The 22499-nt window shown below is 70.0% G+C and carries 20 protein-coding genes and 1 riboswitch; of the genes, 10 read left to right on the forward strand and 10 right to left on the reverse strand.

Features of this window, described 5'->3' with window-relative positions; all coding sequences use genetic code 11:
• Positions 1–104 precede the first annotated feature (104 nt).
• The gene (locus IEZ25_RS02010) at positions 105–1334 is read left to right on the forward strand and encodes a L,D-transpeptidase (RefSeq protein ID WP_191197707.1); all 1230 of its coding nucleotides are present in this window, start codon (positions 105–107) and stop codon (positions 1332–1334) included.
• Between the two features lie 83 nt (positions 1335–1417).
• Here the strand turns inward: IEZ25_RS02010 and qcrB are convergent, their stop codons facing one another.
• The 4 genes from qcrB to ctaE are packed head-to-tail and all read right to left on the reverse strand — an operon-like array spanning position 1418 to position 5861.
• Positions 1418–3172, reverse strand: coding sequence for a cytochrome bc1 complex cytochrome b subunit (gene qcrB, locus IEZ25_RS02015; protein WP_318151990.1), 1755 nt, complete (start codon positions 3170–3172; stop codon positions 1418–1420).
• Entirely contained in the window at positions 3169–4260 is a 1092-nt protein-coding gene (gene qcrA, locus IEZ25_RS02020) for a cytochrome bc1 complex Rieske iron-sulfur subunit (protein WP_318151991.1), read from the reverse strand. The genes qcrB and qcrA overlap by 4 nt, the downstream gene beginning before the upstream one ends.
• Positions 4257–5129 (reverse strand): cytochrome bc1 complex diheme cytochrome c subunit, encoded by an 873-nt coding sequence (qcrC, locus tag IEZ25_RS02025; protein WP_191197708.1) that lies wholly within the window; start codon positions 5127–5129, stop codon positions 4257–4259. The genes qcrA and qcrC overlap by 4 nt, the downstream gene beginning before the upstream one ends.
• Positions 5130–5159: 30 nt before the next feature.
• A complete protein-coding gene (gene ctaE, locus IEZ25_RS02030) occupies positions 5160–5861 on the reverse strand; it encodes an aa3-type cytochrome oxidase subunit III (RefSeq protein ID WP_449866947.1) in 702 nt (233 codons plus the stop codon).
• 12 nt (positions 5862–5873) lie between these two features.
• On the opposite strand from ctaE, the gene IEZ25_RS02035 reads away from it, so the two are divergent.
• From IEZ25_RS02035 to trpD, 3 genes are all read left to right on the forward strand, one after another.
• Positions 5874–6803: a cytochrome c oxidase assembly protein gene (locus IEZ25_RS02035; protein ID WP_318151992.1), complete on the forward strand. Its 930-nt coding sequence runs from the start codon at positions 5874–5876 to the stop codon at positions 6801–6803.
• A 64-nt stretch (positions 6804–6867) separates the two neighbouring features.
• Positions 6868–7284 (forward strand): Rv3143 family two-component system response regulator, encoded by a 417-nt coding sequence (locus IEZ25_RS02040; protein ID WP_191197710.1) that lies wholly within the window; start codon positions 6868–6870, stop codon positions 7282–7284.
• 44 nt (positions 7285–7328) lie between these two features.
• Positions 7329–8357 (forward strand): anthranilate phosphoribosyltransferase, encoded by a 1029-nt coding sequence (gene trpD, locus IEZ25_RS02045; RefSeq protein ID WP_191197711.1) that lies wholly within the window; start codon positions 7329–7331, stop codon positions 8355–8357.
• A 40-nt stretch (positions 8358–8397) separates the two neighbouring features.
• Here trpD and IEZ25_RS02050 read toward each other — a convergent pair whose 3' ends face one another.
• Genes IEZ25_RS02050 through IEZ25_RS02065 form a run of 4 tightly spaced genes read right to left on the reverse strand, consistent with a single transcriptional unit; the run spans position 8398 to position 15430 of the window.
• Complete coding sequence (locus IEZ25_RS02050; RefSeq protein ID WP_191197712.1) at positions 8398–9252, reverse strand: glycosyltransferase family 87 protein; 855 nt, start codon at positions 9250–9252, stop codon at positions 8398–8400.
• Positions 9249–10637, reverse strand: coding sequence for a hypothetical protein (locus tag IEZ25_RS02055; protein ID WP_191197713.1), 1389 nt, complete (start codon positions 10635–10637; stop codon positions 9249–9251). The genes IEZ25_RS02050 and IEZ25_RS02055 overlap by 4 nt, the downstream gene beginning before the upstream one ends.
• Positions 10634–11263 carry a hypothetical protein gene (locus IEZ25_RS02060; RefSeq protein WP_191197714.1) on the reverse strand — a complete coding sequence of 210 codons (630 nt, stop codon included), beginning with the start codon at positions 11261–11263 and terminating at the stop codon, positions 10634–10636. The genes IEZ25_RS02055 and IEZ25_RS02060 overlap by 4 nt, the downstream gene beginning before the upstream one ends.
• Positions 11264–11305: 42 nt before the next feature.
• The gene (locus tag IEZ25_RS02065) at positions 11306–15430 is read right to left on the reverse strand and encodes an Ig-like domain repeat protein (protein ID WP_191197715.1); all 4125 of its coding nucleotides are present in this window, start codon (positions 15428–15430) and stop codon (positions 11306–11308) included.
• A 167-nt stretch (positions 15431–15597) separates the two neighbouring features.
• On the opposite strand from IEZ25_RS02065, the gene IEZ25_RS02070 reads away from it, so the two are divergent.
• Complete coding sequence (locus IEZ25_RS02070; RefSeq protein ID WP_191197716.1) at positions 15598–15876, forward strand: Lrp/AsnC family transcriptional regulator; 279 nt, start codon at positions 15598–15600, stop codon at positions 15874–15876.
• Positions 15877–15880: 4 nt separating this feature from the next.
• Here the strand turns inward: IEZ25_RS02070 and IEZ25_RS02075 are convergent, their stop codons facing one another.
• On the reverse strand, positions 15881–17671 hold the full coding sequence (locus IEZ25_RS02075) for a DEDD exonuclease domain-containing protein (protein ID WP_191197717.1): 1791 nt from the start codon (positions 17669–17671) through the stop codon (positions 15881–15883).
• Positions 17672–17787: 116 nt separating this feature from the next.
• Between IEZ25_RS02075 and IEZ25_RS02080 the strand changes: the two genes are divergently transcribed.
• From IEZ25_RS02080 to IEZ25_RS02090, 3 genes are read left to right on the forward strand one after another with little or no spacing between them, the layout of a single operon-like run.
• Positions 17788–18063, forward strand: coding sequence for a hypothetical protein (locus IEZ25_RS02080; RefSeq protein WP_191197718.1), 276 nt, complete (start codon positions 17788–17790; stop codon positions 18061–18063).
• Positions 18064–18074: 11 nt separating this feature from the next.
• Positions 18075–19313, forward strand: coding sequence for an NYN domain-containing protein (locus tag IEZ25_RS22080; RefSeq protein WP_191197719.1), 1239 nt, complete (start codon positions 18075–18077; stop codon positions 19311–19313).
• Positions 19314–19373: 60 nt separating this feature from the next.
• Positions 19374–19580 (forward strand): hypothetical protein, encoded by a 207-nt coding sequence (locus IEZ25_RS02090; RefSeq protein ID WP_191196838.1) that lies wholly within the window; start codon positions 19374–19376, stop codon positions 19578–19580.
• Between the two features lie 4 nt (positions 19581–19584).
• On the opposite strand, the gene IEZ25_RS02095 is transcribed toward IEZ25_RS02090, so the two are convergent.
• Positions 19585–20889: a hypothetical protein gene (locus IEZ25_RS02095; protein ID WP_191197720.1), complete on the reverse strand. Its 1305-nt coding sequence runs from the start codon at positions 20887–20889 to the stop codon at positions 19585–19587.
• A gap of 264 nt (positions 20890–21153) precedes the next feature.
• Here IEZ25_RS02095 and IEZ25_RS02100 point away from each other — a divergent pair, with 264 nt between their 5' ends.
• Together IEZ25_RS02100 and IEZ25_RS02105 are read left to right on the forward strand one after the other, a co-directional pair.
• A complete protein-coding gene (locus tag IEZ25_RS02100; protein WP_191197721.1) occupies positions 21154–21765 on the forward strand; it encodes an acyltransferase family protein in 612 nt (203 codons plus the stop codon).
• Positions 21766–21868: 103 nt separating this feature from the next.
• Positions 21869–22270: an acyltransferase family protein gene (locus IEZ25_RS02105; protein ID WP_191197722.1), complete on the forward strand. Its 402-nt coding sequence runs from the start codon at positions 21869–21871 to the stop codon at positions 22268–22270.
• 69 nt (positions 22271–22339) lie between these two features.
• Positions 22340–22474, forward strand: a riboswitch (cyclic di-AMP (ydaO/yuaA leader).
• The last annotated feature ends 25 nt before the right edge of the window (positions 22475–22499 follow it).

Below are 22499 nucleotides of genomic sequence, written 5' to 3' on the forward strand. Positions count from 1 at the left end.
TGATCCACCCCTGATCGGTGCGCCACACCCGCGCCAACCACGACCAGGGCCCGCCCGCGACGTACGCTGGGTGGGTCTTGTCGTTCTCCTGGGGGTCTCACCACATGCGCTCTCGTGCGCTCGTCACCACGCGCTCCGCCCACCGTGCCACGGTGGCCGGTGTCGCGGTCCTCGCCCTCACCGCAGGGCTGACCGCGTGCACCTCGCCCGGAGGGGGTTCCTCCGCCGACGGACCAGGCCAGCGACCCGGAGGCCAGTCGGCCTCCGAGACCGCCAGGCCCCAGCCCGTACGCCTCAGCACCAGCTTCACCGACCCCGCCAGCGTCCCCATCGACGCACCGGTGTCGGTCAGCGCGAGCGGCGGCACCCTGGATGCGGTGCAGGTGACCTCCAGCGCGGGTGACGTGACCGGAGAGGTGGCGGACGGCTCGTGGACGGCCTCGAGCCTGCTCGAGCCCGGCACCGACTACACCATCACCGCCACCGCGACGCGCTCCGACGGCCACGCGGTGGAGCGCACCCGCAGCTTCCACACCGTCGACCTGACCCTCGACCAGCAGACGTTCCCCTCGGTCGCGCCCCTGAACGGCGAGACGGTCGGCGTGGGCATGCCCGTCGTGGTCACCTTCGACCTCCCGGTGACCGACAAGGCGCTCTTCGAGAAGCACATGCACGTCACCAGCAGCCCCGAGCAGAAGGGGTCGTGGTACTGGCTGAGCGACCGGGAGGCGCACTTCCGACCGGCGCACTACTGGAAGCCCGGAACCGACGTCTCGGTGGACGTCGACGTCAACAGCCTGCCCGCCGGCAACGGCATCTTCGGACAGGAGTCGCGCAGCATCGACTTCCACATCGGCGACTCGGTGGTCAGCAAGGTCGACGTCGACACCCACCTCATGCGCACCTTCATCAACGGCACGCTCGCCCGCACCATGCCGATCAGTGCCGGCAAGGCCGGGTGGGAGACCCGGTCGGGCACCAAGGTGATCATCGAGAAGTTCCGGCGCAAGACGATGAACGCCGCCACGATCGGCGTCGACGAGAGCGACCCGGAGTACTACAACCTCTCGAACGTCGAGTACGCCATGCGCGTCACGTACTCCGGCGAGTTCATCCACGCGGCCCCCTGGTCGGTCGGCTCCCAGGGCAGCGCCAACGTCTCGCACGGCTGCGTCGGCATGAGCCTGGCTGACGCACAGTGGCTCTACGACCGCACCAGCAGGGGCGACGTCGTGGAGGTCAGCGGCTCCGAGCGGCAGATGACCCTCGACAACGGCTACGGCGACTGGAACCTGTCGCCCCAGGCGTGGCGCAAGGGCTCCGCGCTCTCCTGAAGCCCCCGGCCTGACGAAGAAGAAGGGCCCGCCGGGACGATCCCGGCGGGCCCTGCTCCATGCTGGCGGACCAGCGGCGCGGCTCAGTGGTCGCGCAGCGGTACGTCGTCGGCGTCGCGCAGGCGGTGGTCGTCGAACTGGTGACCGTCGGCCGGGTGGTCCAGACCGGCCTGGAGCTCCGCCTCGTGCTCGGCGTGGTGGTGCGCCTCCTCGAGCTCGGCCCGCGTGGGCTTCTGCACGTTGTTGCTGTACATCCACGACGACAGCCTCGCCCGCAGCCGCTCGGAGCGGGAGTTGGGCGCCGTCACGCCAGCCGAGTCCGTCTCGCTCGGCAACGCCAGGACCTCGTCACGGTCACGTGCAGTGAGCGTGTAGGCGGACGTCGCGCTGATCGGGAGGTGACGCTCGGAGTACTGGCCCTCGGGGGAGCGGGTGATGATGCCCGTCTCGTAGCCGTGGAGCAGCTTCTCGTTGTCGTGGCGCTGCAGGGAGATGCACCACCGACGCGTGATCCAGAAGGCCAGGACCGGCCCCAGGAAGATCGCCACGCGCATGAAGTAGGTGATCTGGTTGATGCTCAGGTGCAGCTTGATGGCGATGATGTCGTTACCACCCGCGGCCCAGGCGAGGCCGTAGAACGTCATCAGGGCGACCATGACCGCGGTGCGCGTGGGCGCGTTGCGGGGGCGCTGGAGCAGGTGGTGGTCGCGCTTGTCGCCGGTGATCCAGCCCTCGAGGAAGGGCAGGAGGATCAGGACGACGAGCATGAGCGGCGGAACGATCAGGATCGGGAGCATCACGTTCCACGAGATCGTGTAGCCGAAGATCACCGACTCCCAGTGGCTCGGGATGATCCGCAGCAGGCCGTCGGGCCAGCCCATGTACCAGTCGGGCTGGGAGCCGGCGGTGACCTTGGTCGGGTCGTAGGGGCCGAACTTCCACACCGGGTTGATCGACATCAGGCCGCCCATGAGGGCGATGACGCCGAAGACCATGAAGAAGAAGCCGCCGGCCTTGGCGGCGTACACGGGCAGCATGGGGAATCCCACGACGTTCTGCTCGGTGCGGCCGGGGCCAGGCCACTGCGTGTGCTTGTGGTAGACGAGCAGCAGCATGTGCGCGGCGATCAGAGCCAGCAGGATGCCGGGGATGAGCAGCACGTGGATGATGTAGAGGCGCGGGATGATCGACTCGCCGGGGAACTCGCCGCCGAAGAGGAAGAACGACATGTACGCGCCCACCACGGGGGTGGCCTTGAGGAAGCCGTCGGCGGCACGGACGCCGGTGCCCGAGAGCAGGTCGTCGGGCAGCGAGTAGCCGGTGAAGCCCTCGAGCGTGCCGAGGAGCAGCAGCACGCAGCCGATGACCCAGTTGAGCTCACGGGGCTTGCGGTAGGCGCCGGTGAAGGCGACGCGCAGCAGGTGCACCATCATCGAGGCGATGAAGATGGCCGCCGCCCAGTGGTGCATCTGGCGCATCAGCAGGCCGCCGCGGACGTCGAAGGAGATGTGCACCGTCGAGGCCATCGACTCCGACATGCCGATGCCGCGGAGCTGGTCGTAGGAGCCCTCGTAGGTGATGTGACCCATCGAGGGGTTGAACCACAAGGTGAGGAAGACGCCGGTGAGGAGCAGCACGACGAAGCTCCAGAGCGCGATCTCGCCGAGCATGAACGACCAGTGGTCGGGGAAGACCTTCCGGAGGTTCTTCTTCATGGCGGTGGCCAGGCCGAGGCGGTCGTCCGCCCAGGTGGCCAGGGACCCGGCGGGGCCGGGCTTCGATGCGGTTGCGGCGTTCGTGCGGTTGCTCGTCGCGACCTTGCTGGTGTCGACGCTCACTGCTTCTCACGCTCCCAGTAGCTAGCCCCGATGGGCTCGGTGAAGTCGCTCTGCGCGACGAGGTAGCCCTCTTCGTCCACTGCGATGGGCAGCTGGGGGAGGGGGCGGGCAGCCGGACCGAAGATGACCTTCGCGTGGTCCGCGAGGTCGAAGGTCGACTGGTGGCACGGGCACAGCACGTGGTGCGTGGTGCGCTCGTAGAGGGAGATCGGGCATCCGACGTGGGTGCAGATCTTCGAGTAGCAGATGATTCCGTCGACGGTCCACTTCTCACGCCCCTTGAGCGGCGTGATGTCGTCGGGGTCCATCCGGACGATGATGATGGCGCCCTTGGCCTTGTCGATCTGCTCCTGGGCGCCGTGCAGCTCGGGGTAGCCGTTCTCCTCGGTGGGGAACATCGCCTCGGGAGCACCGTTGATGAGGTCGCCGACCTCGATCTCGCTGGCGAGGATCGGGGTGCCGACGACGTCGCGCACGAGCCGCATGCCCGGTGCCCAGATGGTCTTCGCGAGCTTGCTGATGTCGAGCTGGTCGCCCGGGGCGAGGTCGCGCAGGAGCACGACGCTCGGGAGGCCCAGACCGACGCCGATGGCGCCGAACATGGTGTTGCGCACGAGCGGGCGGCGGCCGATGCCGGACTCGTCGAGGCCGGCGTTGAGCGCGGCGACGGTGGCGTCGCGGTCCTCCTGGGGGGAGGCGGCGGGGTGCCGCATCTCGACCATCTCGGCGTCGGCCATCAGCTTGCGCGCGAGGTGGATGATCGCGGTGCCGATGAGCAGGAGGGTCAGGCCGAGCGTGACGCCGAGGGTCACGGTGGAGGCGCCGAGGCCGCCGATCGTGTCCCAGGAGTCGCCCACCGAGAAGGTGAAGTAGCTGACCACGAAGAGGACGGCCATGACCATCGCGCCGATGAACATCGCGGCGATCTGTCGCTCGGCACGGCGCTCGGCCTTCGGGTCGACGTCGGTCGGGCGCCACTTGTGGGGCGGGAGCCCCGGGTCGGCGATCGGGTCGGCCTCGACGCGCTCGGGCAGGTGGGAGTCCCCGCCGCCCGAGGTGGGCTCGATGCTGCTGTTGTCGTTGCTCACGATTCCACCTTGCTCTTCGTGGTGCGCGTCGTGTGCGAGGCGATCCAGACCGCCGCGCCGACGAGGCCGCCGATGCCGAGGACCCAGACGAACAGGCCCTCACCGACCGGCCCGTAGCCGCCGAGCGTGAAGCCGGCCACCTCGGGGGCGTCCTCGAGGCTGCCGAGGTAGGCGATGACGTCGCGCTTCTCGTCGGGGGAGAGGTTGCCGTTGCTGAAGGTCGGCATCTGCTGCGGTCCGGTCAGCAGCGCCTCGTAGATGTACTTGCCCTCGACGCCGTGGAGCGTGGGCGCGTAGCCGCCGCGGGGCATGGCTCCGCCGGCGCCGTTGAAGTTGTGGCAGGCCGTGCAGTTGGTGAGGAAGATCTGGCCGCCGCGGGAGATCGCCTCCTGGCGCTCCTCCTCGGACAGGCCCTCGATCGAGTAGTCGGACTCGTTGGGGATCGCCGGGCCGGGGCCGAGGGAGGCGACGTACGCCGCGAGCGCGTCCACCTCGTCGTCGCTGAAGGCGACGGCCTTGCGGGGTGCCTGCTGGCCGGGTGCGGCCATGGGCATCCGGCCGGTGCCGACCTGGAAGTCGACCGCGGCGGCGCCCGTGCCGACGAGCGGCGGGCCGATCTGGTAGCCCGGACGCACGGTCGGGATGCCCTCACCGTTCTTGCCGTGGCAGAAGGCGCAGCTGGCGAGGAAGAGCTCCTTGCCCTGCGCGATCTTCTCGGTCTCGCTCGCCTGGCTCTGCGCCTGGGCCGGAGCGAAGGCGGTGTAGAGCGAGCCGGAGATCAGCAGGCCCAGCAGCAGCACGGCGAGACCCGCGAGCGGCCCCCGGCGATGCCGGGAGAGGCGACCAGCGGTTCGGTTGAGCAAACGCACGATAAGTCCTTGGCGGTGGGGGATCGGTGCTTACTGGATGACGTAGATCGTGAAGAACAGGCCGATCCACACCACGTCGACGAAGTGCCAGTAGTAGGACACGACGATCGCGGTCACGGCTTGCTCGTGGGTGAAGCGTCGGGCCAGGTAGGTCCGGCCCAGCACGAAGAGGAAGGCGATCAACCCCCCGACCACGTGGATGCCGTGGAAGCCGGTGGTCAGGTAGAACATCGAGCCGTAGGCCGAGCTCGGGATGGTCACGCCGTGGTGCACCAGCTCGACGTACTCCAACGCCTGTCCGCCCACGAAGATGGCGCCCATGACGTAGGTCAGGATGAACCACTCGCGCAGGCCCCACTTGGTGAAGTTGAGCAGGCCGCCGGTGCGGCCGACCTGGCCGCGCTCGGCTGCGAACACGCCCCACTGGCAGGCGAACGAGGAGGCCACCAGGATCGAGGTGTTGGCGGTGGCGAAGACGACGTTGAGCTTGGCCGTCTCCTGTCCCCACAGCTCGGGGCTGACCGCCCGGATGGTGAAGTAGGCCGCGAACAGCGCCGCGAAGAACATCAGCTCGCTGGAGAGCCAGATGATGGTGCCCACGCTGACCATGCTGGGTCGGTCGTGGTGCCCGTGCAGACGGGAGGCCGGGATCGCAGTTGCTGTCGCCACAGGCGTCATTATTGCTTCTCCCGGAGGTGGAGGGCACCCCGACCCCCTGTGTTGTCGCGACATAAAGTTCACAGGGTGCTGATCCCCCTGTCCGGTGCCTCCCAGGAAGCCCTCGAGACCCTCCCGCGTTTCACGCTGGGACGGGTCTTCACCGAGTGGGGGATCGACCCCATCCCGTTCGTCGTGACGGTCTGGGCGGTGGGCCTCTACGTGCTCGGGGTGGTGGTCCTGAGCCGCCGCGGCGACCGCTGGCCGGTCGGTCGGACCCTCGCCTTCGTCGGGCTCGGGATGGGCGCCTTCTTCCTGGCGACGAGCTCGGGACTCGGTCGCTACGACACCACGCTGCTCAGCGTGCACATGGTCCAGCACATGCTGCTGTCGATGGTGGTGCCGCTGGCGCTGGCGCTCGGAGCACCCGTGACGCTCGCCCTGCGCACGCTCCCGCGCAAGCCTCGGCGGTGGCTGCTGGCGGTGCTGCACTCCCGCGTCGCCAAGGTGCTGGCCTTCCCGCCGCTGGCGTTCGTGCTCTACGTCGCCTCGCCGTGGGCGCTCTACTTCAGCTCCTGGTACGACGCCAGCCTGAGCTCGACGTTCGTGCACCAGATGATGCACATCCACCTCGTGCTGGTGGGCACCCTGTTCTTCTGGCCGCTGATGGGCGTCGACCCGGTGCCCGGCAGGGTCGGCCACCCGTTCCGGGTGCTGCTGACGCTGATGACGCTGCCGTTCCACGCGTTCCTGGGCGTCACCATCATGGGTCAGTCGACGCTGATCGGCGGCGCGCACTACCTCGCGCTGCGGGAGGGCCCCATGGGTGCGTGGCTGCCACCCGTGCTCGACGACCAGCACCTGGCCGGGGGAATCCTCTGGGCCAGCGGGGACCTCATCGGGGTGCTGTTCTTCGGCGTGCTGTTCACGCAGTGGCTGCGGTCGTCGATGAAGGAGGCCGCCCGGGAGGACCGCCGGCTCGACCTCGAGGAGCGGCGGCGTACGACGACCGGCTGACGCCTCGTCGGTCGTGACCCGTGCCACAGGGTCGGCGGACCTCCTGCATGGTTACGATGCTCGGGTGAGCCACGCCCCCTCAGATCGTCCGGTCAAGGTCCTCGTCTACAGCGACGACGTGAACACCCGCCAGCAGGTGATCCTGGCGCTGGGCCGTCGCCCGCACCCCGACCTCCCGGAGCTCGAGTACGTCGAGGTGGCGACCGAGCCCGTCGTCATCCAGAACATGGATGCCGGAGACATCGCGCTGGCCATCCTCGACGGCGAGGCCGTCCCGGCCGGTGGCATGGGCATCGCCAAGCAGCTCAAGGACGAGATCTACCAGTGTCCGCCGGTCCTCGTGCTCACCGGCCGTCCGCAGGACGCCTGGCTGGCGACGTGGTCGCGGGCCGAGGCGGCCGTGCCGCACCCGATCGACCCGATCCAGCTCGCCGAGGCGGTCATCGGGCTGCTGCGCCCCTCGGTCCCGGCCACGCACTGAAACCCGGGCCGGAGCCACCCGGTCGCCCCACTAGCCTGATCCCCATGTCCCACACCTGGCCCGACGTCCTCTCCACGCTGGTCGCCGGAGGCGACCTGTCGACCGAGCAGGCGCGATGGGCCATGGACGAGGTGTTCGCCGGCGCGGCGACGCCCGTCCAGCTCGCGGGCCTCGTGGTGGCGCTGCGGGCCAAGGGCGAGACCGTCGAGGAGGTCTCCGGCATCGCCGAGGCCATGCTCGCGGCCGCGAACCCCATCTCGGTCCCCGGGCGGCTCCTCGACGTCGTCGGGACCGGTGGCGACCGGTCCATGTCGGTCAACATCTCCACGATGGCCGCGATCGTCGCCGCGGGCGCCGGTGCCCGTGTCGTCAAGCACGGCAACCGCTCCGCGTCCTCCCAGTCCGGGTCGGCCGACGTGCTGGAGGCGCTCGGCATCCGGCTCGACCTCGAGCCGGAGCGGGTCGCGGAGGTCGCCGAGGAGGCCGGCATCACCTTCTGCTTCTCCGCCGCCTTCCACCCGGCCATGCGACACGCTGCGGTGCCCCGGCGCGAGCTCGGCATCGCGACCACCTTCAACATCCTCGGACCGTTGACCAACCCGGCCCGTCCGCAGGCGCAGGCCATCGGCTGCGCGGACCTCCGGATGGCCCCCGTCATGGCCGGCGTCCTGGCCAGGCGCGGCGTCGACGCGTGGGTCTTCCGCGGCGACGACGGCCTCGACGAGCTCACCACCACGACCACCTCGACGCTGTGGCGCGTCCACGGGGGCTCGGTCACCGAGCAGTCGATCGACCCAGCCACGCTCGACATCCCCCGCGCGACCACCGAGGACCTCCGCGGCGGCGACGCCGCGCACAACGCCGACGTCGTACGCCGTCTCCTGGCGGGTGATACCGGCCCGGTCCGCGACGCAGTGGTGCTCAACGCGGGCGCCGCGCTGGCGGTCCACGGGGCGCCGGACGACGACGTCGAGCCTGCCCTCGCCGCCGGCGTGGCCCGGGCTGCCGAGGCGATCGACTCCGGTCAGGCAGCCGCTGCGCTCGAGCGGTGGGTGGCCGCTTCGGGGCGCTGACCCTGTCCTCCCAACGGTGCACGAGGCGGGTCGGACGCGGCTAGGAGTCGATCGCCGTCCTACGGCGACGAGCCTCGGCGTTGAGCCGGGGGAGAGCCAGGAAGAGGGCCATCTGGCCCAGTCCGGCGACGGGTGAGGAGAGCATCATGCCGACCGCCAGGGTCCACCAGTGGTCCCGGCGAGCGCCCCAGGCCACGAGTGCGATGGCGATCGGGAGACGCACGATGAGGGGCGGCAGGAAGGCAGCACCTACCTGGGTGTCCGTGCTGCCCGAGTGGATCCGCAGGAAGGAGATCCAGTCGCGCCAGAGCTCCGGCACCACGAGCCAGGATGCGAGTGCGATGCCCACGATGGTGCCCAGGCACACGAGGAGCTTGCGCCACTCGCCGCGCGCGAGGAACCAGATCGGCCCGAGGCACGAGGTGACTTTGGTCAGGAACGGCAACGACCAGAGCGCGGGATGGCGTTGGCCGAGGACGACGACCAAGGCCAGGAGCCAGTTGATGTTGCCGGTGAGGACCTCGTGGAGGCCGATGAGCGACAGGGGGACGGCGACGTACCAGTGCGCGACCTTCACCAGCCAGATCACGGCGGCGACGGTGGCGATCGCCCACACGACGCCGAAGACGGGCCAGGGAAGCTGGGCGAGGGGCCACACGAGCTGAGCGAAGGCGGGACTGTAGAGGTAGGCGTCGAGCGTCGCCGGCGCGGCGTCGTACATCTCACCGCGCCATGCAGCCCAGTACGCGTGCGAGTCCACACCGAGTCCGTACCCGGCGCCGGCCACGAACTGGACCACCAGCCACGTCTGGAGCAGGGCGACCGCCCACAGCAGGTCGCGAGCCGCTCGTCTCCTTACGTGGCGGCCGGTCAGCTGCCGCTGGGCCCCGTTCACTTCTCGGACGGACTCAGGAGCTCGAACTCGTCGTCCCCCTCGAGGACGGTCCAGCCGAGCTGGTGCACGAGGGCGTAGCCCAGCCTCGAGTCGGCGGTGACGAGCGCGTAGTCGGCCTCGAGGTCCGCGACGTCGTCGTCCCATCCACGATTGAGCTGGACCAGGTCGGCGTTGCGCTGGATCTCGTCGTCGGTGAAGACGTCGCCGTAGCCGTGCATGACGAGGCTGAGCTGCGGATGCCGCCACAGGAAGTACGGGCCCGAGTCCCACTCGTTGAGCACGCGCGTGCCGGTGGGCACGGCGTCCAGCCGAGCGTCCAGCCACGCCGGCACGACCGGCTCGCTCGTCCTTGAACCTGCGCTGAGCGCGAGGACGGTGCTGCTCACGGCGGCGAGGGCGAGCACCGTGATGACCTCCCGACGGGCAGGTGGACCCTGAGACGGGAGGAACGTCTGGATCGCGGAGGCGAGGAAGGGGGCCGCGACGATGGCGGCGGCGGGGCCGGTCCGCACGGTGAACAGCGCCCACGCGGTCGCCATGCCGATCATCAGGGCGTCTGCCCAGGTGGTCGGGAGCGGTCGGACCAGCGCGACCAGGAAGACCACGGCGAGCATCAGTGCCAGCACGAAGGACGACGGCGAGGTGAAGTCGGGCGCACCCCATTCGGCGAAGTAGTCCGACCGTGAGCTCACGTCCACCAGCGACCGGAACGCGCCGAGTCCGGCCGGGGTGGCTGCCGACAGCAGGAGGGAGGCGACCGGGATGACGGCGAGCTTGAGCAGGGCGCGAGGCGCGACGCTTCGATCGAGTGCCATGCCTGCGAGGACGACGACCGCGATCATGATCCCGAAGGGCCACATGCCGTGCACGGTGGGCCACACCCAGGCCAGCAGCACGAGCCAGTAGCGCGGACGACCATCCTTGACAGTGGCCAGCCAGGCATGGGTGGCGACGGCGATGAACACGTAGCTGAGCAGCTGGGGGCGTGCGGACAGGCCGGGCGCGGCGGCGACGTAGAACACCGCCGTGGCGAGCGCCGCCGCAAGCGGGGCGGCCCGCAGTCGCGCCATCAGGTAGACGAGGACGAGCAACGCCATCGTCAGGGTGCCGGCGAGCCACAGGATCCCGGCGAGGCCGAACACGTCGTCGACGCCGGCCATGCCGACCTGGGCGAGCCACTGGGTCGGCGTCCAGCTCGCCGAGTCGAAGGCGCTCAGGTGCCCGGGGGACCTGATGGACCACCCGTCGAGGAACTCCTGGCCGAACCGGAGGTGGAAGTAGGTGTCGGCCCCGGTGCCGGAGATGATCATGCGGGTGGCCACCACCATCATCACGGCCCCCATGCCGATGACCGGCAGCACCCGCCTGACGAAGACCGTGATCACGGTGTCACGTCCAGCACCCACGACCGGCCGTCGCGTCGGAACCCGAGGCGCTCGTAGTAGGCACCGATCATCGACGGCGGGGTCACGACACGGCGGATCCCGCGTGCAGCCAGCAGTCCGCTGCGTCGCCACACGAACTCGCCGGGTGAGTGGTCTCGGTATCGCGGCGTGACGTAGTCCAGCTTGACGTCCGCGACCTGTCCCTCCTCCTGCAGCAGCACGACACCGACGGTCTCGTCGCCCTTCTGCACCAGGAACGCGTCGTGCGTCCCGCCCGGGTCGTGGACGAAGTCGGGATTGAACCGCCGAATGTCGGCACCGTGCACGCGCAGCACGTGTCGGAGGTACTCGTCGTCCGGTCCGACCTCGAGCACCTCGAAGGCGTCGGCGTCGTGGCGCTCGCCGAGCATCTTGAGGACGAACCACGCGTTGATCGCCACCAAGACCGCGTTCATCCCGACCATCGGCCAGACCTGGAGAAGACCGTTGAAGACAATCAGGATGACGCACGCCACGGCGTTGAGGATCCGCAACCGCAGCAGGCTGGCCTGGAGCAATGAGTAGACGAGCAGCGCGCTGCCGCCCCATCCGAGAAGGTCGAGCCAGTGGTCGGAGAGCCAGGTCACGGCGGGGAGCCTACTTCCCGCCGTGACCGGCGTGCCGATCCGTCACTTGACCACGAAGAGGACGAGCATCTTCGACTTCGAGCCGAAGACCTGGCCGTTGCCGAGGTAGACGACCTGGAGCTTGTGCTTGCCCTTCTTCAGCTTCTTCAGCTTCAACGTCGCCTTGCCCTTGTGCGCCGGCGCCATGGTCATCTGCGCGATCTTCTTGCCCTTGTCGAGGACCTGGATGGTGCCGGTGGGGGTGTCGAGACCGGGCACCGTCACCGTGACGCCGAGCTTGGCGACCTTCTTCAGCTTGACCCGCGTCTTCGGCAGGGTCGCCGCGACGCTGGACTTCATACGGCCCACGGACACGGCCGCTGTGGTCGCAGCGCCCTCGTTGAACCCGGTCGCCGACGCGAACACGGTCACCGAGACGTCCCGGCCGGCGTCGTCCGCACCGATGCGGTACGTCGAACCGGTCGCGCCGGGGATCGGGGCCCCCTGACGCAGCCACTGGTAGCGGAACCTGGTGGCGACCGGGCTCCACGAGCCGTTGGTCACCGACAGCGAGCTCCCCACCGCTGCGCTCCCGGACACGACGGGCTGACCCGTCGCCTGGAGGGCGCCGCCTGCAGTCACCGAGAACTCGTTGCTCGTCGTGCTCGCGTCGGTGTACGCCGCCTTCGTGCCGGTGACGCGGAGGGCCACGACCCGCGTGTAGTCCGCGGTGGTGAGCGTGTACGTCGGTCCGTTGGCGCCTCCGATGGGCTGACCGCTCCGGAGCCACTGATAGGACATGGCGACGTCCGTCTGGTTCCACGTCGGCGGCGTGCTGGTCAGCGTCTGGCCGATGGCGGAACCGCTCGGCGCGTCGATGCGCACCGGTGTGGTCGCCTCGAGGCCCGCGTCGACGGTGAACCGCCGCTCCGCACTGCTGCCGAGCAGGTTGTTCTGGGCATCGAACGCCCGCACGACCCAGGCGTACGTCCCGCCGACGAGGTTGCCGGTCATGGAGGCTGCCGTCGCGGAGGTCGTCGTGGCGCCCGGACTCGCGCCGCCGGAGACGTTGCTGACCTGGACGGTGTACTTCGTGGCCTGCGTAGCGCCCGTGGCGTACGGCGTCCAGGTGAGGTGCACTGCGTTCGGCTGCAGGACCGCTCCGTCGGCGGGCGAGGAGAGCGTGACCGGACGGTCGTCGACGAAGAACCGACCGAAGTCGGACCACCGCCCAGTGTTGCCCGCGACGTCGACCCGTTGCACACGCCAGCGGTATGCCGATGCCGACGGCGGCAGCACGGAAGGCAGGACGACCGCTGCCTGCTTCACCTGGGTGCTCAGCACCCGGTTGGCCGAGGACTGCGTCGTGTCGTCGTTGCGGTAGACCTCGATGTTCCAGGTGCCGTCGAAGTTGCCGGCTGCCCAACGGAACAGGGTGGGACCGCTCGCCTGGCGACTGTCGAACGCCGGCGAGGCGAGGCTGAGCGGAGGCGTCGACTTCACGACCTTGCGCGGGTCCGACCACGGCAGCTCGTTGCCGGCGGCGTCGACCGCCTGCACGCGCCACCAGAGGTCACCCTCGGGATAGGTCTTGGTGGAGGCGGTGAAGGTCGCCTGGTCGATCTCGAAATTGCTGTTCTCGATGATCGAGGCGCCGGAGAAGGTCTCGGACGTCGCCACCTGGATCTTGTAACCACGAGCCGTCTGGTACGGGCGGCGCGTACCGCCGTACTGCGGCGGGGTCGCCCTGTTGGTCGCCTCGTAGTCCTGCCAGGTGAAGGTGACCTGGTCGGCGATGGTCGCACCGGGGGCCGGGCTCTGGAGCTGGACCTTGGGCGAGACCTTGCGGAAGGCGCCGCGGCCGGCGTCGAGGGTGCCCGACGGTGCGGGCCCGCAGTTGCGCAACGGCATGACCTGGGCGCAGGGTCGCACGTACCAGTAGTAGGCCGGTCCGGACTCGTTGTCCGGCAGCTGCTGGGGCGACATGGCGACGTGCGGAGTGAAGCGCGAGTTGATGGTCTGGACGCCGTCGTAGATCTTGGTGGTGAAGTCGGGGTCGCGGGAGACGTAGACCTGGTAGCCACCCGCTCCGGGCACCGGGTCCCAGTCGAGGACCGGTGTGGCGCTCATCCCCGTGCACACGGTGGACTCATCACCTACGACGAGCTGCTTGGTGCAGGCGTTGCCGGCGTCGATCGCCAAGCCGTCGAGCGCGACCTTCTCGCCGTCCACCGGCTCGGGCGCAGAGATGGTGAACGTCGCCCACGGACCGACGTCAAAGGTCGCCCCCGTCTGGCCGTTGATGGCCAGCACGCGCCAGCTGTACGTGCCCTGGCGGAGGAAGTAGGTGTCGAGGTCGGTCACCGCGGGGTAGGCGAGTCGCTTGTTGAGGATGGGCGTCGCGCCGGGGGAGACGATGACGTTGTTGTTGGTCTCGGAGATCTGCAACTGGTACTGCACCCGGCTTCCCTCGGTGGATGCGTAGGGCACCCACGTGAGCGAGGGGAACCGCGACGGCACCTGGCCGCCTGCAGACGGGAGAGGGGTGAGCGGGCTCAGGCCCGAGGAGCTCGCGGGCACCGACTCGGCGACCAGGAACGACCCCGAGTGGTAGGTGACCGATGACTTGCCGTCTCCGTCGATGGCGGCGATCCAGTAGTCGAAGCGGTCCGGAAGTCGTTGGGGGTCGTCGGTGTCGCTGTCCGAGGGCAGCAGCTCGGTCGGCGTCCAAGAGGTCGATGCCGTGGTGGCCGTCACGGTGGCCCCGCCGGGACCTTCCAGCGTGATGGCGTACTTGTTCGCGTCCTGGCTGGGCTTCCACCGGAGGGTGGGCACCGAGACGGAGGCGTTGGGGCCAGGCTCGAGGACCTGGATCTCGCCGCTGCTGTAGGTGAAGCGGCTGCTGGCCGAGGTGAGGCTCTCGATCCCCTTGGGCAGGTCGAGCGCCCGCACCCGCCAGTAGACGTTGGTGCCCTGATTGGGGTTGCACGACGAGCGTCGCTCGTCGCCCGGCACGTAGGTCGTTGAAGCGGTCTCACACGTGGAGTAGGTGGTGAAGTTGGAGTCGTTGCTGATGTCGAGCGCGTACCGGGTGGCGTGCTGCACCGGCGTCCACTGGTAGTAGATGTCGTCGGCGACGTCGGTCGCGCCATCGGCTGGGTACAGGAGCGTGGGCTTGGAGTCCCAGCGGCGCTGGAACTCGCTCGGCGTCGAGGGCCACGGTGTGGCCTGGCCGGCGGCGTTGATCGCACGGACGCGCCAGTAGTAGTTGCCGTTGCTGTAGGTCGTCGCCGGTGAGTAGCGGGTCGAGTACGTGAGGAGCCGGCTGGTCGCGCCGACGGGCTCGACCCGGTTCTGGAAGTCTCGGTCGAGAGCGATCTGCAGCTCGTACTGCTTGGCCCCCTTGATCGGGTCCCAGCTCAGCACGACGTCCTGCATGCTCACGCTCGAGCGGACACCACCGGCCGGGTCGGGGGCGCAGGCGAGGCCTGACGCGCACGTCGTCGAGGTGACGGCGGGAAGTTGGGTGACGTCGTAGGTGGTCACGTCCGACCACGCGCTCTGGAGGTTGTTCTCGAAGCGCGCCCGCACCCGGACGAAGTAGTCGCCGACCTCTTGAGGGTCCGGCCAGACGTACGACGTGGTGCGGATGTCCTGCCGGAGCGAGGTTCCGACCCAGTCCCCGTTGTCGTCCAGCTCGATGTCGTACCCGGTGGCGCCGGGAACGGCCTGCCACGAGATGACCGGCGGCGAGACGGGGGGAAGGACCTGCTGGCCGGTGGAGACCTGGAGCCCGGGAGGCACCTGGAGCGGTGCGATGGTGGTCTCGCTGCGGCTCCACGACCCGGCGCCCGAGGCATCGATGGCCTGGACCTGCCAGTAGAGGGTGCCGTTGCGCAGGACGCGGGTCGGCGTGTATCGGTCGTTGGTCGTCTCGGTGTTGAAGACCAGGTTGTTGCTGGGGAACGAGGAGTCCTCCGAGCCTTGCACCCGGTAGCGCTGCGCGCCGGACACCCGAGCCCACGACAGCGTGGGGACCGGGGTGCCGCTGGCGGTGAGGCCGACCGGTGCGTCCGGTGTGGCCTGAGCCGGCTGCGACAGGGCGACGAAGGTCGCGGTGACGGTCAGCGCGACCACCAGGGCGGCCCGGGACGCGCGTGTGATGGACCCGAAAGACGTGCGTGGCATACCGGAGTTCCCCCTCGTGGCGGTGCAGACCGTCACACGCTAGGTCTGCACGCACGGACCACGCCGGGGAACCGGGATCGGCTAGTCACAAATGACTAGACGAAGTAGCCAGTCGGTGTCGAACGCGAGGCGCAGCGAGCTGTGTGGTCGAGCGCTACGGTGAGGCCATGATCACCGCCATCGTGTTCGTGAAGGCCGACGTCGCGCGCATCCCCGAGGTCGCCGAGGAGATCGCCGCGCTCGACGGCGTGAGCGAGGTCTACTCGGTCACGGGTGCGATCGACCTGATCGCACTGGTGCGGGTGCGCGAGCACGAGGACATCGCATCCGTGGTGGCCGACCGGCTCAACAAGGTCACCGGTGTGACGGAGACCGAGACCCACATCGCGTTCCGGACCTACTCCCGCCACGACCTGGAGTCGGCGTTCAGCATCGGCCTGGACTGACGGCTCACCGCACCGGTCGGTGCACGGGGGAGGGCAGCCGCTGCTCGTCGAAGGGCACGAGGGAGAGCCGCGACTGGTTGGCCGCGTCGTAGACCGCCAGGTGACGAGCCGCCCCGGCGAGCGGGCAGACCCACTCGCCGTCGACGTCGACGAGCCGCACGCCGGGCGACTCCAACCAGCGCAGGACCTTCTCGGTCTCCTCGGCGGTCGCGGCCGGCACGGGTCCCGGGGCGTCGCCCACGGTCTCAGCACTCGCCGTCAGCTCACGGACGAACTGGTGGGCCTCGGCTCCCGGCGGGATCACCCCGGCTGCGGCCAGCCGGCCGTGACGCACCACGTGGACCGACCAGCGTCCGTCGTCCTCGCGGCGGGCTGCGACGACCTCCGGGCACCGGGTGAGCGCGGAGAGCCGCTGGGTGCGTGCCGCTGCGCGGACGAAGGTGGCGAGTCGATCACGGTGGACCCCGGCCTCCTCGAAGCGCTCGTGGTCGGCGAGCGCGCTCATCCGTTGGTTGATGGCCTCCACGACCTCCTGCGGGCTGCGCAGCAGGGTGTCACGCAGCTGTCGTACGACGGTGGCGTAGGTGCTCTCGTCGACCGACCCGTCGCAGGGGGACAGGCACCGACCCATCTCGGCCAGCACGCAGGCAGATCCCGACGGCTGGCGAGGGAGGCGGCCGCTGCACTGTCGGACCGGGAACGTCTCGTGGAGTGCGGCGAGGCACTTCTCCGCGGTCTTCTTCGACGAGAACGGGCCGAGGTAGTCGGCGTCGTCGTCGAGCACCTTGCGGACGAGGGACAGGCGCGGCCAGGTCTCGCGGGTGAGCTTGAGGAAGTGCACCTTCTCCGGGAATCGCGAACGCCTGTTGTAGCGGGGCTTGTGCTCGGCGATCAGGCGGAGCTCACGGACCTCCGCCTCGAGCGGGGTCGCGCACTCGATGCCGGTGACCGAGCTGGCCAGGCCGACCATCTCGCCCATCCGGGTGCGGGTCTCCGACGCGGTGAAGTAGGTGCGCACTCGCGTGCGCAGGTCGCGTGAGGTGCCGACGTAGAGCACGCGTGAGCGCTCGTCGCGGAAGAGGTAGACGCCGGGAGCGTGGGGGAGGCCTTCGGCGAGGTGCCGCTTGCGGCGCTGGGCCGTGCTGACCCGCGCCGAGAAGGTCTGCAGCTCCTCGAGCGTGTGCACCCCGAGCCCGCCCAGCCGCTCCATCAGGCCGTGGAGGACGTCGACCGTGGCACGCGCGTCGGAGAGGGCGCGGTGGTTGGGCGTGGTCGAGGCACCGAACACCCGGGCCAGGGACGCGAGCTTGCAGTTGGGCGCCTCGTCGCGGGTGATCACGCGCCGGGCCAGCTTGGCGGTGTCGAGCACCTCGAACTTCGGCCAGGCGCGGCCCTGCTCGCGCGCGAAGTGCTGGAGGAATCCCACGTCGAACGGCGCGTTGTGCGCCACGAGGACGGAGCCCGCGGCGAACTCGAGGAAGGCCGGCAGCGCCGACTCGATCGGCGGGGCGTCGCGGACCATCGAGTTGGTGATGCCGGTCAGGACCGCGATGAACGCGGGGATCTCGGTGCATGGGTCGACGAGCGTCTGGAACTCACCCAGGACCTCGCCGCCACGCACCTTCACCGCGCCGATCTCGGTGATCATCGAGCCGGCCGCGGCCGAGCCTCCGGTGGTCTCGAGGTCGACCACGCAGAACGTGACGTCACGCAGGGGCCGTCCCAGCTCGTCGAAGCTGCGCTGCGCCTCCCAGCGTGATCTCTCCCGCGACGGGCGCTGGGCGGTGGTGCTCATGCCTGACGACGCTAGACGTGGGCTACGACATCGGTGCGGCGACGCGCGGACTACGCTGACCGCGCCGGTGGCTCGACGCCCGGCCGACCCTTCATCGCCCATCCCGAGGAGCACCTGTGACCGACCAGACCGCCGACCTTCGCGTTCCGGGCGACGGAGAGCGCTGGCGGTGTGCCGGGTGCGGCAACCTGACCCGCTTCGACGTCACGCGCACCCGGCGTACGACGGAGTACTGGCACTTCGACCTCGCCGGCGACCACCAGGTCGAGGAGGAGAAGGTGCGCTCGGAGGCGGTCGAGGCCGTCTCGTGCCGCTGGTGCGGCCGCGCGGACGCGATCGAGGTCGTGGACCGCGCTGCCGCCGACACTGCCGGCGACCCGGCAGCAGGCTGACGGGTCGTGGTGTGACGGACCCGACGCCGCTGCCCGAGCGACTCCGCCTGCGGGTGGTCGCGCTCGTGTCCGCGGTGCTGCCGTCCGTCAACCCCGTCCCCGCGCCCCTGCGCAAGGTGGCCGCCTTCGCCCCCGCGCGCCGCGCGCGGCTCGGCGGACGAGCGATCTGGGACGCGCTGGCCGACGACGACTTCCGGCAGCATGCTGCCGTCCAGGTGGCGGCCGTCCCGGTCGACGACGATGCCGTGGACGCGGCGGCCCGGGCCTGGCTGGGCCGCGACGACGGATGGGAGGCGGTGGTCGCAGCGGCCGTCGAGGAGCTCGAGGGGGAGGAGGTCCGCGACGAGCAGGTCAGCACCGAGGTCGCCCGGCTGACGGCCCAGGTGGCCCGCCTCCAGGCGGACCTCGCCTCGCTCAAGGCGGTCCATCGCGACGAGCTCGACCGTGCGCGGGCCGACCACAAGGTGCTGCGCCAGCGTCTCGGGGAGGCGCGAGGCGTGCTGCGCGCCGCTGAGGAGGCTCGTGACGAGGCGTACGCCGCCCGCGACGCCGCGCTGGCCGATGCCGAGGCGGCGACCCGCGCGGCGGAGGTCGACGTGCGCCGGATGCGTGCCCAGCTCGACGAGGCCGAGTCCGGTCTGGCCGCGCAGCGCCGCGACGTCCGCTCCGAGCGCGATGCCGCCACCATCCGCGCGCGACTGCTGCTCGACGCCGTTGTCGAGTCGGCGACCGGGCTCCGGCGCGAGCTCGGCCTCGCCCCTGTCGACGGATCCCCTGGCGACGCGGTCGAGGCAGGGCTGGCCGGCATCGAGTCCGCTCCCACCTCCAGCGCACCCGCCTCGCCGGCCCTCCTCGAGCAGGTGCTCGCCATGCCACGCGCTCGGCTCGTGGTCGACGGCTACAACGTGACCAAGGAGGCGTGGCCCACGGCCAGCCTCGAGGCGCAGCGCAGCCGACTGGTCGCCGCGCTCGGTCCACTGGTGGCACGCTCGGGCGCCGAGACCACGGTGGTCTTCGACGCCGCCGAGTCGACTGCGCGGACCGTGATGCCGGCGCCGCGCGGTGTGCGCGTGGTGTTCAGCCCGGAGGGCGTGATCGCCGACGACGTCATCCGGCAGCTCGTGGCGGCAGAGCCCCGGGGACGGGTGGTCGTCGTCGTCACCGGTGACCGGGCCGTGGCCCGGGACGTGGCGCGAACCGGTGCACGCGTCGTGCCGGCCTCGGCGCTTCTCGGCATCCTGCGGGGCTGAGACACGCGGGGCGACACGCTCGGGCTGCCGCTGTCGGTGGCTCCTGTCACCGTTCGGGACATGACGACACGGATCGACTGCGACACCTGCGTGGTGCGCGGCCTGCACTGCCACGACTGCGTGGTGACGGTGCTCCTCGGACCGCCACCGGAGCTCACGATCGACGACGACGAGATGGCGGCGCTCGACGTGCTGGCCTCGGGGGGACTGGTCCCGCCGTTGCGGCTCGTGGAGCCGGTGGCCGGGCCGGTGATCGAGTCGGCGTGAGGGCTCAGAGAGCCGAGAGCCACACCGCCTGGCAGCGGGGCGGGTTCTGCGTGTCGACGGCGCGGAACGGCTGGAGCTTGGTGATCACGAGCGGGAGGGGCACCCCGTCCGCCCCGGCCAGGCTGCGCTCACCGTCTCCGTCCCGCACGGACACGGTGCTGTCTGGATGCTCGGCGAGGTAGTGCAGGAGGTTCCGCTCGGGCAGGAGGTAGCCCTCGCGGGCGTAGACCTCGAGCGCGGGATCGTCGGAGTCCACGATCTCGACCAGGTCGTCCTGGACCGAGCTGAGGTGCAGGGTGCGCGGCACGACGAAGTGGTTCGACTCACCGGCCACCGTGACCAGGTTGGCGTACATGTTGAAGCCGACCGCTGTCTTCACCTCGAGGTACGGGGTCAGTCCGTTCAGGACCACCACCGTCACCAGTCCCCACGCTGCGACGCCCCGCAGGCGCATGGGCAGCGAGGTGGTGTGGAGGCCGTCGCGTGCCACAGCCGCGATGAGCCAGATGGCGAACGGGACCCAGAGCACGAAGGCGACCACTCGCAGGACCACGACGGCGAGGGCGTACGTCGAGGGCAGCAAGGATGCCCCCACCAACACTGCGGCGAGAACCACGGTCACGTGACGGACCAGCGACGGTCTGGTGGCGCGCTCCTCGAGCCGGGTTGTCGTCGACTCCGGGAGGAAGAGGCACAACAGCACCGCGAGGGCGCTGGTGAAGTCGTAGAAGTGCTGGTCGAGGTCCAGCGAGATGACCGAGTGGAAGATCAGGGCCAGCAGGACCCCGGCGTGACGCGTGCGCGAGAACGCCAGCAGCACCGGCACCGAGAGCTCGGTGAGCACCGGACCTGCGACGGCGATCCTCGCCAGCGGGCTCTCGCTTCCCATCGTCGGCAGGCCGAACGACGCGAGTGACTGGTTCGCGTAGAACACACCGCACGAGGTGGTCGGGTCGAAGAAGCCGGCGTTGAGCTTCGCGAAGGCAGCGAAGCAGTAGAAGCCGAAGAAGATCCAGCGCCCGGTCCTCGAGAACCACTGCCACGAGTCGCTCCTGGCCAGCGAGAGCAGGGACGCGGCGGCGACGAAGCCCATCAGCAACCAGTGGTTGCCCGCGTTCGGCAGCTCGAGCCAGAGGGTCACCAGCACGAGTGCTGCGGTCGCCCCGAGCGCGCGTCGGCCGGGACGGACGAGGAGGATGAGCGCGAGCCCTCCCATGAGGGCCGATGCGACCACCAGCGCTGTCGGCTGACCGAGACCGTCGCCTCGCCATCCGGACGGGTTGCCGGCCAGGTGCGCGATGGTCGCCACGCCGAACATCCGAGAGGACCATCGCCACGATGCGACCATCCGTCCGGCGCCGTCCGTAGGGCGTGAGAAGGTCGTCATCGCTCCACATTCGTCCGGCCTCGTCCGTTCTGCGCGCACGCTACAGCCGTCCAGGCGACCGCTGCAGCGGTTCGGGACACGGAAGCTCCCGCGATAACTGCTCGGCGAGCTCCGCCCGGTCGCAGGCCGTTCGGCTGCGTGACCGGGGCTCAGCGTGGATCATGGCGTCGTGAGTGGTGAGAGGACGTGGACGCTGGGACGGCGTCCCGCGCTGGACGGCCTGCGCGCCGTCGCGGTCCTCCTCGTGCTCGTGCACCACACGGTGCGTACACCGTTGCAGGCGGCAGGCCCCGTGGGCGTGACGTCAGTGGCTTCCTGATCACCTCGCTCCTTCTCGACGAACGGGCGCGCCCGGACCGGATCTCGCTGGGTGACTTCTACCGTCGTCGAGCCCGCAGGCTGCTGCCTGCGCTGCTCGCCTACCTCGCTGCGATGGCCGTCTTCGCCCAGCTCAGCAACGCGCGGACATCTCCGTCCCTGACCGACTTCCTGGGCGCCCTGTTCTACGTCGGCAACTACACGACCGGGATGCAGGGGAGCGACAACGTGCTCGTCCACACCTGGTCGCTGGCGGTCGAGGAGCAGTTCTACATCGTCTGGCCGATCCTGGTGATGGGCATCGGGGCTGTCGCTCACAGCATGCGGGTGTTGTTCTCGGTGGCGGCGCTCGGGTCGGTGGCGGCGATCACCCTTCGGCTGTTCCTGTGGGACGGGGGAAGGGGGCCGACCGGATCTACTTCGGCACGGACACCCGCATGGATGGTCTGCTCGTCGGATGCCTGGTCGCGATCTGGATGAGCGGGCGTCATCCCGGCCGCAACCGACCGGTGCTCGCCGCAGCATGCCTCGCGGGGGCGCGGCCCTCCTCAGCGTGGGCCCAGGAACGGTCAAGTACCTCGTGGTGCCGACGCTCGTTCCGCTCCTGGTGGCGGTGGCGATCCTCGCGCTGGTGCAGCAGCCGGGCGGCCGACTGCTGCACAGCCGTCCGCTGCGCTGGGTCGGCCGGCGCTCGTACGCGATGTACCTCTGGCACTTCCCGCTCTTCGGGGTGGCCGCCACCCTGCCGGCGCCAGCTCGGTGGCCGGCGCTCGCGGTGGCAGTGCTGCTCACCGCGGCGATCGCCGAGCTCTCGTGGCGCTGCGTTGAGGAGCCGTTCCTCCGTGATCGGCACACCGGGGTTGCCGCCGAGCCCGCCGAGCCCGCCGAGCCGGCGACACCGCCGGCCCTCGCTTGCCGCGTGCAGGACTTTGCCGAAGCGATCGACCCAAAGATTGGCGAGGCTTCCCCTCGCGGTCTAGGGTGAGGGCTGGCTTCCGTGGAAGTGGGTCACCAGGCCCGCGCGGGAGCCGCGCCGAGTTGTCGACCACGACCCCCGCTTCGCAGTGGTCGACGAGCCGGGGAACCACACTTCCCCCTGGGGTGAATCCCCTGTGAGGCGCACCGCGCGAGCGGTGCGTGGAGCAGGGGTAGGACACGTCGTGCCGAACCCGTCAGCTCACCCGGTAGGCGTACGACACCCCGAGGAGTTCCCC

Origin of the sequence: Nocardioides hwasunensis, assembly GCF_014779665.1 — a bacterium.
GTDB classification, from domain to species: domain Bacteria; phylum Actinomycetota; class Actinomycetes; order Propionibacteriales; family Nocardioidaceae; genus Nocardioides; species Nocardioides hwasunensis.

Bases quoted from the DNA above. Each gene is read 5' to 3' on its own strand.
- IEZ25_RS02010 (WP_191197707.1), top strand. From the start codon at position 105: ATGCGCTCTCGTGCGCTCGTCACCACGCGCTCCGCCCACCGTGCCACG.
- IEZ25_RS02065 (WP_191197715.1), bottom strand. From the start codon at position 15,430: ATGCCACGCACGTCTTTCGGGTCCATCACACGCGCGTCCCGGGCCGCC.
- IEZ25_RS02090 (WP_191196838.1), top strand. From the start codon at position 19,374: ATGACGACACGGATCGACTGCGACACCTGCGTGGTGCGCGGCCTGCAC.
- IEZ25_RS02070 (WP_191197716.1), top strand. From the start codon at position 15,598: ATGATCACCGCCATCGTGTTCGTGAAGGCCGACGTCGCGCGCATCCCC.
- trpD (WP_191197711.1), top strand. From the start codon at position 7,329: ATGTCCCACACCTGGCCCGACGTCCTCTCCACGCTGGTCGCCGGAGGC.
- IEZ25_RS02075 (WP_191197717.1), bottom strand. From the start codon at position 17,671: ATGAGCACCACCGCCCAGCGCCCGTCGCGGGAGAGATCACGCTGGGAG.
- ctaE (WP_449866947.1), bottom strand. From the start codon at position 5,861: ATGTCGCGACAACACAGGGGGTCGGGGTGCCCTCCACCTCCGGGAGAA.